Source organism: Antarcticimicrobium luteum (assembly GCF_004358185.1).
GTDB lineage: Bacteria > Pseudomonadota > Alphaproteobacteria > Rhodobacterales > Rhodobacteraceae > Antarcticimicrobium > Antarcticimicrobium luteum.
Window position 1 is genome coordinate 130,854 of sequence record NZ_SMUV01000070.1, and the last position, 15,004, is coordinate 145,857.

The following is a 15,004-nucleotide window of genomic DNA, read 5'->3' on the forward strand; positions in this document are numbered from 1 at the left end:
CCTTGAATGACAGTTTTGCCCAAGCCCGGCACACGGCCGTGGCATGCATTCTATAACCCCGGGGTGCGGCCCGATTACGTGCCGCCCGACACCACGCTCACCGGGATGATGGCCGAGGCCTTTGCCGCCCATGGGCCCAGGGTGCTGATCGAATACCCGGGCGAAGAGATCACCTATGCCGAAATGCAGGCCCTCGCCGCGCGCGGGGCGGCGGCGCTGCGGGCGTTTGGCCTGAATCCTGGCGACCGGCTGGCGCTGCATCTGCCCAATTGTCCCTGGCATCCGGTATTCTTCTTTGCCGCGATGACGGCGGGCCTCGTGGTCACCCATCTGAGCCCGCTCGATGCCCCGGAGGAGATCGCCCACAAGCTGGCCGACAGCGACGCAAAGCTGGTGGTGTCGCTGGCCCGGCCGGAATTTTCCGCCCCGCTGATGCGGGCGGCCTCGCATGGGAAAATCCCGCCGGTGGTGCAATGCCCCGATGGGGCGGAGGATGCCGTTTCGGACGGCGCGATCCCGGTGGCGGCGTTCTGGGCCGGGCAGGAAGGCGCGGACTGGGCGCCGGTGGCGGTGGACCCTCAGGATATCGCGTTGTTGCAATATACCGGCGGCACCACCGGCCGGCCCAAGGCGGCGGTGCTGACGCATGCCAATATTGCGGCCTCGGTGAATATCTACCGCGAATATCTGACCGGCGAGGTGGTACGCCAGCCGGGCAAGCATACGCTGCTCTATGCGCCGGTGTTCCACATTCTCGGGCTCTCCACCCAGTTGTTGCGCGGTTTTGCCGACGGGCTGACGCTGCATCTGCGGCCGCGCTTCGACGCCGCCAGGGCGCTCGACGATATCGAGACGCATGGGATCAACATCCTCTCCGGCGTGCCGACCATGTGGATCGCGATCCTGCGCCAGCCGGGGGTCGAAAAGCGTGACCTCAGCTCGCTGGAATTCATCGGATCGGGTGGCGCGCCGCTTCCCGTTGAGGTCTATCAGCGGGTCTGCCAGTTGACGGGCCTGAAGCTGCGCGGCGGCTGGGGAATGACCGAGACATCGCCGGCGGGCTCCAACGTGCCGGCGGGGCTGCCGGACGACAAGCTCGGCACCATTGGCATCCCGCTGCCGGGGCTGGAGATCAAGATCGTCGATACCGCCGATCCGGGCCGGGAGTTGCCCTATGGCGAGGACGGCGAGATGGCGATCCGGGGGCCCAATGTTACCAGCGCCTATTGGAACCGGCCGGAGGAGACGGCGGCGGCGTTCCATGACGGCTGGTTCCTGACCGGCGACATTGGCCATATGGACGCGGACGGGTTCCTTTATCTGGTGGACCGGAAAAAGGACATGATCCTGTCGGGCGGCTTCAACGTCTATCCGGTGATGATCGAGGATGCGGTGCACCGCTATCCGGGGGTGTCCGAGGCGATGGCGATCGGGGTGCCGGATGAATATCGCGGCGAAAGCGCCAAGGTCTTCGTGGTGCTGAATCCGGGGGCGGAGACGTTCACGCTGGAGGCGTTGCAGGCGTTTCTGGCCGACAAGCTGGGGCGGCACGAGATCCCGCGCGCGCTGGAGTTCCGCGAGGCGCTGCCGAAGACGTCGGTGGGCAAGCTGGACCGCAAGGCGCTGCGGGCGGAGGTGCGGGCCGAGGTCGAGGTGGCGTGAGGTTGAGCGCGCCCGACCAACAGAGCAAGCCGCGCAAGCGCTGGACCGGGGGCTGGCGCAGCGACGGCTGATCGGCGCGCTTACGTCGACCAAGCGCCAGACCGTCACGCCATAGGCGTGCCGACGAATAGACGGCGCACCTTCGGTGCGACGGGACGGTCCGGCGCTTGCGCGGCGCCCTTCGGGCTTGATTCCGCGCAGGGGGCTTTGCTCGCCGCTTACCCGCGCGTCCAGCCCAGCGTCTTGGCGAGCCGGTCCTGCGCGGCGAGGTATTCCCGCTCGAACCGGTCCACCAATTGCGCGGCCGGCACCACCTCGCGCACCGCGCCGATGCCCTGGCCCGATCCCCAGATCTCTTTCCAGCTCTTGGGTTTTTCGCGGTTCTCGCCGAAATCCATCCTGGACGGGTCGGAGCGTTCCAGCCTGTCCGGGTCCATCCCCGCAGCGGCGATCGAGGGTTTCAGATAGTTGCCCCAGACCCCGGTAAAGAGGTCGGAATAGACGATGTCATCGGCCCCGCCCTCGACGATCATCTGTTTGTAACGCGCTTCGGCGTTCGCCTCCTGCGTCGCGATGAAAGCCGAGCCGACATAGCCGCCGTCCGCCCCCATCGCCTGCGCCGCAAGGATGCTGTCGCCGCGCCCGATGGCGCCGGACAGGAACAGGGCGCCATCGAACCACTCGCGGATCTCCTGCACCAGCGCGAAGGGCGACAGCGCGCCGGCATGGCCGCCGGCGCCGGCGGCCACCGCGATCAGCCCGTCGGCGCCTTTTTCCACCGCCTTTTTCGCAAACCGGTTGTTGATCACGTCGTGCAGGGTGATCCCGCCCACTGAATGCGCCGCATCGTTGACCCAGGTCTGCGCCCCCAGCGAGGTGATCCAGACCGGCACCTTGTATTTGACGCAGATCTCCACATCCCGCTCGAGCCGCGTGTTGGAGCGGTGCACGATCTGGTTGACCGCGAAGGGGGCGGCGGGGCGGTCGGGGTTGGCCTGGTTGTGGCGGTCCAGTTCTTCGGTGATGCGGGTCAGCCAGCGTTCGAGCTCGACCGGCTCGCCCGCCTTTTCGCGCGCGTTCAGCGCCGGGAACGCGCCGACGATCCCCGCCTTGCACTGGGCGATCACCAGATCGGGGTTGGAGATGATGAACAGCGGGCTGCCGATCATCGGCAGGCGCAGGCTGGACAGGGCCGGGGGCATCGTCATCGCGGGCATCCTTTGCATTTCACGGCCCCGAAGGGGCGGGTCAGAACCTGCGGCGTTTGTCGGGCACCGTCCGGCGCCGAGGCAAGCGCGACGTGACGTGACGCCGGGTTAAGCCCCGAGTCGCCGGCGCCCCGTTCGGGCGCCTCTGATCCCCGCCCGTCGCGCGGCCCGCACGGCCGGGTCTGGCCCCTGTCTGCCGGTTACATCGGGACCGTCCCGGTTTGCGACGTGGTGGCCGCCGTTTGCGACATCGGGCGTCCTTGCCCTGCGTCAAAAAGGCGCATTTGGCCTTGTCAGATCAATCCGGGCTGCTAGCATCCATACTGCTTGACCGTTCCCGACCGTGGGTCGCTGAAACCAACCGGAAAATCACCGATCACAGATCGACGCCGCGTTCGACGACGGGACACAGCCAAGGGCGGGCATTCAACGTACGTCCCGAAAAATTAAAAGGGGGCTGAATTCTGCGCCCGGACAACGGGGATGTCCTGCAAGGGAAATTCGTTTCCGCCACGTAAGGGATTTTCATTCCCGTTCCGAGACGGTGAAAAGGTGATGCACACGTCTGCGTTGCGTATCCGGCGGGACAGTCGACCGCGAACGCGCGTTGCCGGCAGCCTATTACCACGAAAATGAAAAAGAGGAGATAATCGAAATCATGTCCTTAAAAACAACAATTGCAACAGGGCTCCTGTTGGCCGCGATCGGGGCTTCGACCGCCGCCGCCCAATCGCTGGTCTATTGCTCCGAAGGCTCGCCCGAAGGGTTCGATCCGGCGCTCTATACCGCCGGCACCACCTTCGATGCCTCCAGCCATCCGATCTATGACCACCTGGCCGAGTTCAAGGTCGGCACCACCGAGGTGGTTCCGGGCCTTGCTGAAAGCTGGGACATCTCGGAGGACGGCAAGACCGTCACCTTCAAGCTTCGCAAGGGCGTCAAATTCCATGCGAATGACCAGTTCACCCCGACCCGCGACTTCAACGCTGACGACGTGATCTTTTCCTTTGATCGCCAGGGCAACCCCGAAAACCCCTACAATCAGGTTTCCGGCGGCACCTGGGAATACTATGCCGGCATGTCCATGCCGGAGCTGGTCGAAAGCATCGAGAAGGTCGACGACTATACCGTCGTGTTCCACCTGACGCGGCCCGAGGCCCCGTTCATCGCCAACATGGCAATGGATTTCGCCTCGATCGTGAGCAAGGAATACGCCGACGCGATGATGCAGGCCGGCACCCCGGAAATGCTGAACCAGGCGCCGATCGGCACCGGTCCCTTTGTGTTCCAAGTCTATCAGAAGGACGCGGTGATCCGCTATCTTCGCAACGACGAGTACTGGGGCGACAAGGCCAAGGTCGAGTCGCTGATCTTCGCGATCACGCCCGACGCCTCGGTCCGCTATCAGAAGGTGCAGGCCGGCGAGTGTCATGTCATGGCCTATCCGAACCCCGCCGACGTGCAGGCGATGAAGGACGATCCGAGCATCGTCGTCATGGAGCAGGAAGGTCTGAACGTGGGCTACCTGGCCTATAACACCAAGGTCGCGCCCTATGACAACCCGAAGGTCCGCAAGGCCCTGAACATGGCGATCGACAAGCAGGCGATCATCGACGTGGTGTTCCAGGGTTCCGGCCAGATCGCCAAGAACCCGATCCCGCCGACCATGTGGTCCTATAACGAGGCCATCCAGGACGATGCCTACGATCCCGAAGCGGCCAGGAAGATGCTGGAAGACGAGGGTGTGAGCGATCTGACCATGAAGATCTGGGCGATGCCGGTGCAGCGCCCTTACAACCCCAACGCCCGCCGCATGGCCGAACTGATGCAGGAAGACTTTGCCAAGGTCGGTGTCAAGGTCGAGATCGTCTCTTACGAATGGGGCGAGTATCTGGACCGGTCCAAGGCGCTTGACCGTGACGGTGCCGTTCTGTTGGGCTGGACCGGCGACAACGGCGACCCGGACAACTTCCTCGCCGTGCTGCTGGGCTGTGACGGTGTCGGCGCATCGAACCGCGCGCAGTGGTGCTATCAGCCCTTCGACGACCTGATCCAGAAGGCCAAGGTTCTGCCGACCCAGCAGGAGCGCGCAGCGCTTTATGAAGAGGCGCAGAACCTGTTCAAGGAGCAGGCGCCCTGGGCGACCATCGCGCATTCGGTCGTGTTCATGACCATGCGTCCCGAGGTCGAAGGCTATGTGGTCCACCCGCTGGGCGGTCACATCTTCAATCAGGTCGGACTGGCGCAGTAACCGCCGACCCTACGCCGGGGGCGGCGCCATGCGCGCCGCCTCCATCCCATGACCTGCCAGCCAGAGGCCTGTAGACATGTCGCAGCCGCTCTCGAGCCGCCTGGCCTCCTATGCCGCCGTCGCAGCCGAGCTCGGCCTCGACGCCGTCGCGCTGGTGCCGGGCCCCAATTTCACACGCGCCATCGGCCAGGCCTTCATGAGCCACGAGCGGCCGTTCCTCGTCGTCATTCCCGCCGACGGCCCGGCCGCCGCGCTGGTGCCGAACCTGGAACTCGGAAGCTGGGCCTCGGTCGGGTTCGAGGGCGCCGTCTTTGACTGGCGCGACCAGACCGGGTACGCCACCGCCTTTGCCGCCCTGATGGCACATCTGGACATTTCCTCGCTGGCTGTCGAAGGCCAGGTGATGCGGGTCTTTGTCCATCACGCCCTGAAACGGGCGCAACCGGATCTTGAAATCACGGATGCCGAGGCGGCGATCTCGGCGCTGCGCATGATCAAGACCGCCGATGACATCGCCGCGATGCGGGTTGCGATCGGCATTTCCGAACGCGCATTGGCCCGCACGCTTGACGGCCTCCGCCCCGGCCAGACCGAAAAGCAGATCGAGCAGACGCTGGTCCGCCTGATGTTCGAGGAGGGCGCGGACGATCTGGCCTTTGCGCCCATCGTCGCCGCCGGTGACAATTCGGCCAAACCGCATGCCCATGCGCGCGAGGGATACGCGGTCAGGCAAGGCGACGCCGTCCTGTTCGACTTCGGTGCCCGCAAGGACGGGTTCGCCGCCGACATCACTCGCACCGTCTTTCTTGGCCATGCCACGGACGAGGCGAGAGAGGTCTACGACACCGTGCTGCGCGCCAATCTCGCCGGTCTCGCTGTCACCCGCGCGGGCGTCACCGCGCATGAGATCGACGATGTCGTCACCGGTGTGCTCGAGGCCTCGCCCTTTGCCGGCCGGATCCGGACAAAGACCGGCCACGGCCTTGGCCGGGAGGTCCACGAAGCGCCCTATATCATGCGGGGCAACCACCTATCCCTGCCGGCCGGCACGGTTTACACCAACGAACCGGGTCTGTACGAGATCGGCAATTTCGGGGTGCGGATCGAGGATGATGTCCTGGTGACCGAAGACGGCTGCACGAGCCTGACCGCCTTTCCAAAGGAGCTGATGGTGCTGCCATGCTGAACTATGTCCTGAGCCGCATCCTGACCTTTGTTCCCACCTTCATCGGGGTGACGCTGATCTCTTTCGGCTTTATCCGCGTTCTGCCGGGCGATCCGATCATCGTGATGGCTGGCGAACGCGGGCTGAGCCAGGAACGCTATGACCAGCTGTCCCGGCAGTTCGGCTTTGACCGTCCCATATATTCGCAGTTCTGGGATTATTTCGTCGGGGTGCTGCACGGCGACCTCGGCATTTCCTTTGTGACCAAGAAACCGGTCTGGGACGAATTCTTCGCCCTGTTTCCCGCCACGCTCGAGCTGTCGGTCTGCGCCATGGTCTTCGCCGTCGTCCTGGGTCTGCCGGCGGGGGTGATCGCGGCGGTCAACCGCGGCAAGTTCTTTGACCGCGCGCTGATGTCCTCGGCCCTTGTCGGGTATTCCATGCCGATCTTCTGGTGGGCGCTGCTGCTGATCATCGTCTTTTCCGGCAACCTGGGCTGGACCCCGGTTTCGGGGCGGATCGACCTGATCTATTATTTCAAGGATTCGACCGGTTTTATGCTGATCGACAGCCTCGCCTCCGGTCAGAAAGGCGCATTTACCTCGGCTGTCCGTCACCTGATCCTGCCTTCGATCGTGCTGGGGACGATCCCGCTGGCCGTCATCGCGCGCCAGACCCGGTCCGCCATGCTGGAGGTTCTGGGCGAGGATTATATCCGCACCGCCCGCGCCAAGGGGCTGGCCCCGGTTCGCATCAACGGCATCCACGCGCTGCGCAACGCGTTGATCCCGGTCGTCACGGTCATCGGTCTCTCGGTCGGCACCCTGCTGGCAGGCGCCATCCTGACCGAGACCATTTTCAGCTGGCCCGGTATCGGCAAGTGGATGGTCGACAGCATCTTTCGCCGCGACTATCCCGTGGTTCAGGGCGGGCTGCTGCTGATCGCTGTCATGGTCATGATCGTGAACCTCACGGTCGACATGCTCTATGGCGTCATCAACCCCAAGATCAGGAAACGGTGATGGCCGATACCTCCGTACCAGCCCAAGTCGAACAACGTCCCGACCGCCTGCGCGAGTTCTGGTTCTATTTCCGTGAGAACCGCGGCGCGGTGATCGGGCTTTGGATCTTTGTTGTCTTTGCCTTTCTCGCGCTGTTCGGTCCCTGGATCGCGCCGCATGACGCCACGCTCCAGTACCGCGAGGCGATCCTGAAGCCCCCCGCCTGGCAGTCCGGCGGCAGCTGGAGTTATCCGCTCGGAACCGATCCGCTGGGCCGCGACATGCTTTCGCGGCTGATCGAAGGCGCGCGGTATTCCTTCTTTGTCGGCGTCATCGTGGTCAGCATTGCGGCCTCCGGTGGCATCATCGTCGGCCTGATCGCCGGTTTCGCGCCGAAATGGGTCGATGCCGTCATCATGCGGATCATGGACATCGTCCTCGCGTTTCCCTCGCTGCTGCTGGCGCTGGTGCTGGTGGCGGTGCTGGGGCCGTCGCTGGTCAATGCGATGATCGCCATCGCGATCGTGTTGCAGCCGCACTATGTGCGCCTTACCCGCGCCAGCGTGATGTCGGAACTGCAAAAGGACTATGTCACCTCGGCCCGCGTCGCCGGGGCCGGCATGCTGCGGCTGATGTTCATAACCGTGCTGCCGAACTGCCTGGCGCCGATCATCGTGCAGGCCGCCCTGTCGTTTTCCACCGCCATCCTCGATGCCGCCGCGCTCGGGTTTCTCGGTATGGGCGCGCAGCCCCCGACCCCGGAATGGGGCACGATGCTGGCCGAGGCGCGCGAATTCATCCTGCGCGCCTGGTGGGTGGTCACCTTTCCCGGCCTCGCCATCCTGGTGACCGTGCTGGCGATCAACCTGATGGGCGACGGGCTGCGCGACGCGCTCGACCCGAAACTGAAACGGAGCTGAGTCATGTCGCTGCTACGCATCAGGAACCTCAGCGTCGATTTCGCCACCGCCTCGGGCCGTTTCCGGGCCGTGGACTCGGTCGATCAGGACGTGAACACCGGCGAAATCCTTGCCATCGTGGGGGAAAGCGGTTCGGGCAAGTCGGTGTCGATGCTGGCGCTCATGGGTCTGCTGCCCTGGACCGCCAGGGTCACCGCCGACGAGATCAGCTTTGACGGCCAGGATCTGCTGAACATGGACCGGCGGGCACGCCGCAGGATCATCGGCAACGATCTGGCGATGATCTTCCAGGAGCCCATGTCCTCGCTCAATCCCTGTTTTACCGTCGGCTGGCAGATCAAGGAGGCGCTGCGCTTTCACCTTGGACTGGACCGGCGCGCACGCCATGCCCGCGCGGTGGAGCTGTTCGAACAGGTGGGCATCCCGGACCCGGAAAAGCGGCTTTCGGCCTTTCCGCACCAGATGTCGGGCGGGATGAACCAGCGCGTGATGATCGCCATGGCCATCTCCTGCAAGCCGAAACTGCTGATCGCGGACGAGCCGACGACCGCGCTTGACGTGACCATTCAGGCGCAGATCCTCGATCTGCTGGCCGAGCTGCGCAACGAGACCGCAATGGGGCTGGTGCTGATCACCCATGACATGGGCGTGGTCGCCGAAACCGCCGAGCGGGTCAGCGTGCAATACGCCGGTCAGAAGATCGAGGAGCAGCCGGTGGTGCCGCTGTTCCGAACACCGCATCACCCCTATACCGCCGCGCTGCTCGATGCGCTGCCCGAACGGGCCACCGAAAAGCGGCTGCCGACCATCCCCGGCGTGGTCCCGGGCCAGTTCGACCGGCCCCCGGGCTGCCTGTTCTCGCCGCGCTGCAAATTCGCCGATGACCGGTGCAGGGGCGAACCGCCGCAACCCTGCGGGGCCGATCTGGGCCAGGCGCGCTGTTTCCATCCGCTGAGCACCGACGAAAGGCTTGCCTCATGAATGCCCCTGTCATGTCCGCAACCGGACTTCAGCGCCATTACGAGGTCAGCGGCGGTCTGCTGCGCCCGACCCGGCTGCTGCGCGCCGTGGGTGGTGTGGATTTCGCGCTCTATCCGGGCAAGACCCTGGCGGTGGTCGGTGAAAGCGGCTGCGGCAAGTCGACCCTCGCACGCATGGTCACCATGATCGAGGAGCCGACGGCGGGCGAGCTGGTGCTCGATGGCCAGCCGGTGCAGCCCGACGTCTGGGCCAGCCTGCGCAAGTCGGTTCAGATCGTGTTCCAGGATCCCTATGGATCGCTCAACCCGCGCCAGCGGATCGGCACCATCCTGATGGAGCCGCTGGTCATCAACCGCAAGGACATGTCGCGGGCCGAGCGCGAGGAAAAGGCGCGCGAGATGCTGCGCCTGGTCGGTCTGCGGCCGGAGCATTTCGAGCGCTATCCGCACATGTTCTCAGGCGGACAGCGCCAGCGCATCGCCGTCGCGCGCGCGCTGATGCTGGACCCCAGGGTGCTGGTCCTGGACGAGCCGGTTTCGGCGCTCGACCTCTCGATTCAGAGCGCGATCCTGAACCTGCTGGTCGATCTGCAGGAGCGGTTGCAGCTTGCGTATCTCTTCATCAGCCACGACCTCAGCGTGGTCCGCCACATCGCCGATGATGTGATCGTGATGTACCTGGGACGCGCGGTGGAGCGCGGCAACAAGGACGCGGTTTTCGGCAACCCGCGCCACCCCTATACCAAGGCGCTGCTCTCGGCGACGCCGCGGGCCGAGCCGGGGGCGGAAAAGACCCGGATCAAGCTGTCGGGCGAACTGCCCTCGCCGCTCTCGATCCCGGAGGGCTGCCCCTTTGCGCCGCGCTGCTGGAAGGTGCAGGACGATTGCCGCCGCACGCGTCCCGAGCTGACCGGCGATGCCCACGCCGCCGCCTGTTTCCACCCGGAGGGGGCCGCCGGCTGACCGCGGCGCCCGGCCGCCGCCCCCGGATGTCGGTTCAGTCGACGATGAAGGCCTGGCATCCGGCCTGCGTGCGCACCAGATGGGCGGCGTCCCCGAAATCGGAAACGCAGAACCCCATGCCCGGCGTCAGCCTGGTTTCGCGGCCATCCTTCAGCACCACGGTCATTTCCCCTGACAGAACATAAAGGACATGACCCCGGTCGCACCAGTGATCGGCGACATAGCCCGGCCCGTAGTCGATGACGCGCACCCGCAAGCCGTCCAGGTCAAGGCGGCGCTCCCGGGATGTGCCGTGCTCTCCGGGGCACTCCTCGGCGGCCATGTTGGTTCGGTCGAACAGGGTGAATGGCATGTCGGGAAGTTTCATCGGCCGTCAGTCTTTCTCGGTCGGTTCGGCGCGCATGGCGCCGGAATCCAGCAGCTTGGGTCCGCTGGCGATTTTCCGGGCGAGCGCGAAGAAGGTCTCGCGTTCGGCATCGGTCAGCGGGGAGAATAACTCCTCCTGGCGCAACCCCGAGACGGCCCGGATCTCGGCCAGCATGTCCTCGCCGGCTTTGGTGGCGAAGAGCCGTTTCTCGCGGCCGTCGGTGGGCGAGGTCTGATGTTTCACCAGGTCGCGCGATTCGAGGAGCGAGACCGCGCGGCTGATCGTGTTCTGGGGCCGCGGGAACAGATGTTTGATTTCTTTCGCCCGGATACCCGGAAACATGACGATCGCGAACAGCGTCGACCAAGCATGCACGGGCATCTGGTAGCGGCGTTCGATATAGCGGTTCGTAACCGCATTGTTGCCCAAGACGATGTAACTCACGACCATGAGATGGCGAAGGTCCGAGGCAAAGATCGCGTCTAGCTTGTTTTTTATGCTCATCCTGCCCCCAAAAAATTCCGAACCGCCGGTTTCGTCAAGTCCGGTTCAGAATGTCCTTGCCATATACATCCATCTGGATCAATCTTTTCTCAATCTGAATTGGAGGCATCGAATGATTGTTGTGGGCGTTGACGTTGGCGGGACCTTTACCGACCTGATCCTGGCCGATCTCACGAAACAAAAGCTGACGATCCATAAAACGCCCTCGACGCCGACCAATCCGGCGATTGGTGTCGTGACCGGCCTGCGGGCGATCTGTGACAAGGCGGGCATCACGCCCGCGGACATCGACAGCCTGTTTCACGGAACCACCGTGGGTACGAATGCGATGTTGGAACACGACGGCGCGGTCACCGGCATGATCACCAACGACGGGTTCCGCGATGTCCTGCACATCGGACGGCACCAGCGGCCGCAGCACTATTCGATCATGCAGGATCTGCCCTGGCAGAACCGACCGCTGATCCGGCGCCGGCATCGCCACACGGTGGCCGGCCGGCTGGACGCGACCGGCGCCGAGCTGGTGGCGCTGGATGAGCAGGCGGTGCGCGACGCGGCCCGCGAGATGATCGCGCAGGGCGTCGAGGCGGTGCTGGTCGGCTTCCTCTTCTCCTATGTGAATCCGGTGCATGAACGCCGCGCCGCCGAGATCGTGCAGGAAGAGATGCCGGAGGCCTTTGTCACGACGTCATCGGGCGTGGCGCCCCAGTTCCGCGAATTCGAGCGGTTCACCACGGCGGCGATGTCGGCCTTTATCGGCCCGAAAGTCCGCCGTTATATCGAGGAACTGCAGGCCGAGCTGCGTGCCCAGGGGCTGAAGGGCGAGCTGCATGTGATGACCTCCAGCGGCGGGGTTGCAACGCCCGAGATGATTTCCGAGAAACCCGCCTCGACGCTGCTGTCGGGCCTGGTCGCCGGGGTCCGGGGTGGCGCCTGGATCGGCAATCACGCGGGCACCGACCGGCTCATCACGCTGGATATCGGCGGGACCAGTGCCGATATCGGCATCATCGTCGACGGCAGGCTGACCGACGCCGATACCCGCAGCGCCTCGATCGCCGGCTTCCCGGTGATGCTGCCGATGATCGACATTCACACCATCGGGGCCGGTGGCGGCTCGATCGCCTATCTGGATCGCGGCGGCGCCTTTCGCGTCGGGCCGGAAAGCGCCGGTGCGGATCCGGGTCCGGCCGCCTATGGCAAGGGCGGCGACCTGCCCACCGTGACCGACGCCAACCTGGTTCTTGGCCGTCTGGCGCCGCGGAATTTCCTTGGCGGCGACATGACGCTGGATGCCGACGCCTCGCGCCGGGTGATCGGCGCGCTGGCCGACCAACTGGGCCGCAGCCCCGAAGAGACCGCCGAGGGCGCACTGACGGTACTCAATTCCAACATGGCCAACGCGATCCGCTCGCGCACGGTGCAAAAGGGGATCGACCCGCGCGAGTTCACCCTGTCGGGCTTTGGCGGCGCCGGTCCGCTGCATGCGGCGGAAGTCGCCGGCATGCTGGGCGTGCGCCGCGTGCTGATCCCGCCGCATCCGGGCATCACCTCGGCGATGGGCCTGCTGACGGCGGATCTGGAATATCACGCGCTGCGGACCGCCTTTGCCGTCAAGGGCAGCATCGATCATGCCCGTCTGACCTGGCTGTTCGACGATATGCAGGCCGAACTGTCGGGCATTTTCGACCGAGACGGCGTGCCCGTTGAAAAGCGCCGGATGTTGCGCGAGGGCGATCTGCGCTATGTCGGGCAAGGCTATGAGCTGAAGATCGACATTCCCGACGGACCGCTGAACGAGGCCGCGCTGGAGCAGGTCTGGCAGGCGTTCCACGACCGGCACCGCGCCGAATACGGCCATGCCTTCGAGCAGGCACCGGTCGAGATCGTGACGGTCAAGCTGCGCGGTCTGGGCGAGGTCGAAAAGCTGGGCACACCGCCCGGGGCCAAGGGTCCGGCGGTCGCCAGCCCGGTGGGGCAGGGGCAATGCGTGTTCCGCGTCGACGACGCGCTGCAAAGCTTCGAGACACCCTATTTCGACCGCACCGATCTGCCGGTCGGCGTCCCGATGCAGGGGCCGGCCATCCTGTTGCAGACGGACAGCACCACGGTGGTGCCACCGGACTGGAGCTTTGAGGTGGACCGCTTTGCCAATGTCGTGATGACCCGGAACGGGGAGTAAGGAAGATGCAGATGAAAACCCGCGTTGATCCGTTTCTCGCGGCCGTGATCCACGGCGCGCTTGAGAATATCGCCATCGAGATGGGTCACAAGCTGATGCGTATGAGCTATTCCAGCATCATCCGCGAAAGCGAGGATTTCGGCGCCGCCCTGACCGATTCCACCGGGCGGCAACTGTGCGAATGCACCATGTCCACGCCGCTGCAATCGGGGCCGATCCCAGGCTATATCGAAGGCATCCTGCGCGAGCTTGAGGCCCGCGGCGACACGGTGCGGCCCGGCGACGTCTTCATGCACAACGATGCCTATGCCGGGGCCTCGCACGGGCCGGATGTCGGTTTCGCCGTGCCGATCTTTCACCAGGACAAGCTGGCCGGCTTTGCCGTCACCACCGCGCACCACCTCGATATCGGGGCGCTGACGCCGGGCAGCTGCGGCATCGTCGACGCCGTGGACGCCTATGCCGAGGGGCTGCAGTTCAAGGCGGTCCGCGTCTATGACGGCGGCAAGAAGGTCGAGCCGGTCTGGCAGATCCTGCGCTCGAACATCCGCATCGCGGATCTGGTCGTCGGAGACATGGAGGCGCAGGTCGCCGCCGCGCGGATCGGCGCGGACCGATATGCGGCGCTGCTGGATCAATACGGGCTCGAGACGGTGACCGGCGCCTATGAGGATCTGCTGGACTACTCCGAAAAACTGATGCGCGATGCCATCGCGGCGATCCCCGACGGCAGCTATAACGCCCGCACCCATATCGACGGCTATCTCGACAGCGACGATCCCGCGCTGAAGGAGCTGCCGATCGAGGTGACGTTGACGGTCAAGGGCAGCGATGTGCTGGTCGATCTCACCGGCACCGCGCCGCAGACGCCGAACAAGCCGATCAACATGCCTCTGGTGGGCACGGTCGATTGCGCGGTCTGGCTGACGCTGCGCTCGATTCTGCTGGACAGTGACGTATACGGGGCGATCCCGCAGAACAGCGGGCTGACACGGCCGATCACCATCCACGCCCCCGAGGGATGCCTGGCCAATCCGATCTTTCCGGCGCCGGTGATCGCCCGGTTCTGCCCTGGCAACGCGGTGGCCGATACGGTGATGAAGGCCATCGCGCCTGCGGTGCCCAGACAGGTCAGCGCCGGCATCGGTAACCTGCGGGTAATGGCGTTCTCGGGCCAGACCAAGGCGGGCCCCTGGGTGCATATGGAGATCATGGAGGGCGCCTATGGCGGCCGCCACGGCAAGGACGGCATGGATGCAGTCGATACGCTTTATGCCAACACCCGCAACAATCCAGTCGAGGATATCGAAAGTCACCTGCCGCTGCGCGTGTTGAACTATGAACTGCGCGAGAATGTGGCGGGGGCGGGACAGTGGCGCGGGGGGATCGGCTCGATCCGCTCCTTCGAGCTGCTCGAGGATGGCGCGGTCTCGGTCGAGGGCGACGGCCAGCGGTTCCGTCCCTGGGGCTTTGCCGGCGGCAAGGACGGCTCGCCCGCCAATGTCGATCTGGTTCACGCGAACGGTCAGAGCGAGGCGCTGCCCTCGAAGATCCCTTATCGCCCGCTGGTCAGGGGGGACCGGCTGGTCGCCTATGGCCCCTGCGGCGGCGGTTACGGCGATCCGTTCGCCCGGGCGCCCGAAGATGTGCTCGACGATGTGCTGGACGGGCTGCTGCAGGTCGAGACGGCCCGCGAGGAGTACGGCGTCGTGATCGTCGGCGGTTGCCGTCTGGACCGGGACGCTACTGAAAAGCTGCGCGCAGGCCGATGATGTCCGCGCGCACCGCACCAGAATAACAA

General features: G+C 65.1%; 12 protein-coding genes. 9 read left to right on the top strand and 3 right to left on the bottom strand.

All coding sequences use genetic code 11. From position 1 onward, the window contains the following. Window positions 1–6 precede the first annotated feature (6 nt). Window positions 7–1,662 (top strand): AMP-binding protein, encoded by a 1,656-nt coding sequence (locus E1832_RS15435; protein WP_133360666.1) that lies wholly within the window; start codon window positions 7–9, stop codon window positions 1,660–1,662. Between the two features lie 218 nt (window positions 1,663–1,880). Here E1832_RS15435 and E1832_RS15440 read toward each other — a convergent pair whose 3' ends face one another. Then, window positions 1,881–2,870 carry an NAD(P)H-dependent flavin oxidoreductase gene (locus tag E1832_RS15440; RefSeq protein ID WP_133360667.1) on the bottom strand — a complete coding sequence of 330 codons (990 nt, stop codon included), beginning with the start codon at window positions 2,868–2,870 and terminating at the stop codon, window positions 1,881–1,883. A gap of 658 nt (window positions 2,871–3,528) precedes the next feature. On the opposite strand from E1832_RS15440, the gene E1832_RS15445 reads away from it, so the two are divergent. The 6 genes from E1832_RS15445 to E1832_RS15470 all read left to right on the top strand — a co-directional run bounded on the left by E1832_RS15445 (window position 3,529) and on the right by E1832_RS15470 (window position 10,150). After that, window positions 3,529–5,121, top strand: coding sequence for an ABC transporter substrate-binding protein (locus E1832_RS15445; protein ID WP_133360668.1), 1,593 nt, complete (start codon window positions 3,529–3,531; stop codon window positions 5,119–5,121). A 76-nt stretch (window positions 5,122–5,197) separates the two neighbouring features. Beyond that, the gene (locus E1832_RS15450) at window positions 5,198–6,307 is read left to right on the top strand and encodes a M24 family metallopeptidase (protein ID WP_133360669.1); all 1,110 of its coding nucleotides are present in this window, start codon (window positions 5,198–5,200) and stop codon (window positions 6,305–6,307) included. After that, window positions 6,301–7,308: an ABC transporter permease subunit gene (locus tag E1832_RS15455; protein ID WP_133360670.1), complete on the top strand. Its 1,008-nt coding sequence runs from the start codon at window positions 6,301–6,303 to the stop codon at window positions 7,306–7,308. The genes E1832_RS15450 and E1832_RS15455 overlap by 7 nt, the downstream gene beginning before the upstream one ends. After that, window positions 7,308–8,207, top strand: a complete 900-nt coding sequence (locus E1832_RS15460) for an ABC transporter permease subunit (protein ID WP_133360671.1) — start codon at window positions 7,308–7,310, stop codon at window positions 8,205–8,207. Before E1832_RS15455 ends, E1832_RS15460 begins: the two co-directional genes overlap by 1 nt. A 3-nt stretch (window positions 8,208–8,210) precedes the next feature. Continuing rightward, window positions 8,211–9,188 (top strand): ABC transporter ATP-binding protein, encoded by a 978-nt coding sequence (locus E1832_RS15465; RefSeq protein ID WP_133360672.1) that lies wholly within the window; start codon window positions 8,211–8,213, stop codon window positions 9,186–9,188. Continuing rightward, on the top strand, window positions 9,185–10,150 hold the full coding sequence (locus tag E1832_RS15470) for an ABC transporter ATP-binding protein (protein WP_133360673.1): 966 nt from the start codon (window positions 9,185–9,187) through the stop codon (window positions 10,148–10,150). Before E1832_RS15465 ends, E1832_RS15470 begins: the two co-directional genes overlap by 4 nt. A 34-nt stretch (window positions 10,151–10,184) precedes the next feature. Here the strand turns inward: E1832_RS15470 and E1832_RS15475 are convergent, their stop codons facing one another. Together E1832_RS15475 and E1832_RS15480 are read right to left on the bottom strand one after the other, a co-directional pair. Beyond that, window positions 10,185–10,517, bottom strand: a complete 333-nt coding sequence (locus E1832_RS15475; protein ID WP_133360674.1) for a DHCW motif cupin fold protein — start codon at window positions 10,515–10,517, stop codon at window positions 10,185–10,187. 6 nt (window positions 10,518–10,523) lie between these two features. Further along, window positions 10,524–11,021, bottom strand: coding sequence for a MarR family winged helix-turn-helix transcriptional regulator (locus E1832_RS15480; RefSeq protein WP_245514007.1), 498 nt, complete (start codon window positions 11,019–11,021; stop codon window positions 10,524–10,526). 112 nt (window positions 11,022–11,133) lie between these two features. Here E1832_RS15480 and E1832_RS15485 point away from each other — a divergent pair, with 112 nt between their 5' ends. Further along, window positions 11,134–13,203 carry a hydantoinase/oxoprolinase family protein gene (locus E1832_RS15485; protein ID WP_133360675.1) on the top strand — a complete coding sequence of 690 codons (2,070 nt, stop codon included), beginning with the start codon at window positions 11,134–11,136 and terminating at the stop codon, window positions 13,201–13,203. Between the two features lie 11 nt (window positions 13,204–13,214). Next, window positions 13,215–14,975, top strand: coding sequence for a hydantoinase B/oxoprolinase family protein (locus E1832_RS15490; RefSeq protein ID WP_133360676.1), 1,761 nt, complete (start codon window positions 13,215–13,217; stop codon window positions 14,973–14,975). The last annotated feature ends 29 nt before the right edge of the window (window positions 14,976–15,004 follow it).

Excerpts from the sequence above, each read along its gene's own strand:
- E1832_RS15435 (WP_133360666.1), top strand. The coding sequence starts at position 7 with ATGACAGTTTTGCCCAAGCCCGGCACACGGCCGTGGCATGCATTCTAT.
- E1832_RS15440 (WP_133360667.1), bottom strand. The coding sequence starts at position 2,870 with ATGACGATGCCCCCGGCCCTGTCCAGCCTGCGCCTGCCGATGATCGGC.
- E1832_RS15445 (WP_133360668.1), top strand. The coding sequence starts at position 3,529 with ATGTCCTTAAAAACAACAATTGCAACAGGGCTCCTGTTGGCCGCGATC.
- E1832_RS15450 (WP_133360669.1), top strand. The coding sequence starts at position 5,198 with ATGTCGCAGCCGCTCTCGAGCCGCCTGGCCTCCTATGCCGCCGTCGCA.
- E1832_RS15455 (WP_133360670.1), top strand. The coding sequence starts at position 6,301 with ATGCTGAACTATGTCCTGAGCCGCATCCTGACCTTTGTTCCCACCTTC.
- E1832_RS15460 (WP_133360671.1), top strand. The coding sequence starts at position 7,308 with ATGGCCGATACCTCCGTACCAGCCCAAGTCGAACAACGTCCCGACCGC.
- E1832_RS15465 (WP_133360672.1), top strand. The coding sequence starts at position 8,211 with ATGTCGCTGCTACGCATCAGGAACCTCAGCGTCGATTTCGCCACCGCC.
- E1832_RS15470 (WP_133360673.1), top strand. The coding sequence starts at position 9,185 with ATGAATGCCCCTGTCATGTCCGCAACCGGACTTCAGCGCCATTACGAG.
- E1832_RS15475 (WP_133360674.1), bottom strand. The coding sequence starts at position 10,517 with ATGAAACTTCCCGACATGCCATTCACCCTGTTCGACCGAACCAACATG.
- E1832_RS15480 (WP_245514007.1), bottom strand. The coding sequence starts at position 11,021 with ATGAGCATAAAAAACAAGCTAGACGCGATCTTTGCCTCGGACCTTCGC.
- E1832_RS15485 (WP_133360675.1), top strand. The coding sequence starts at position 11,134 with ATGATTGTTGTGGGCGTTGACGTTGGCGGGACCTTTACCGACCTGATC.
- E1832_RS15490 (WP_133360676.1), top strand. The coding sequence starts at position 13,215 with ATGAAAACCCGCGTTGATCCGTTTCTCGCGGCCGTGATCCACGGCGCG.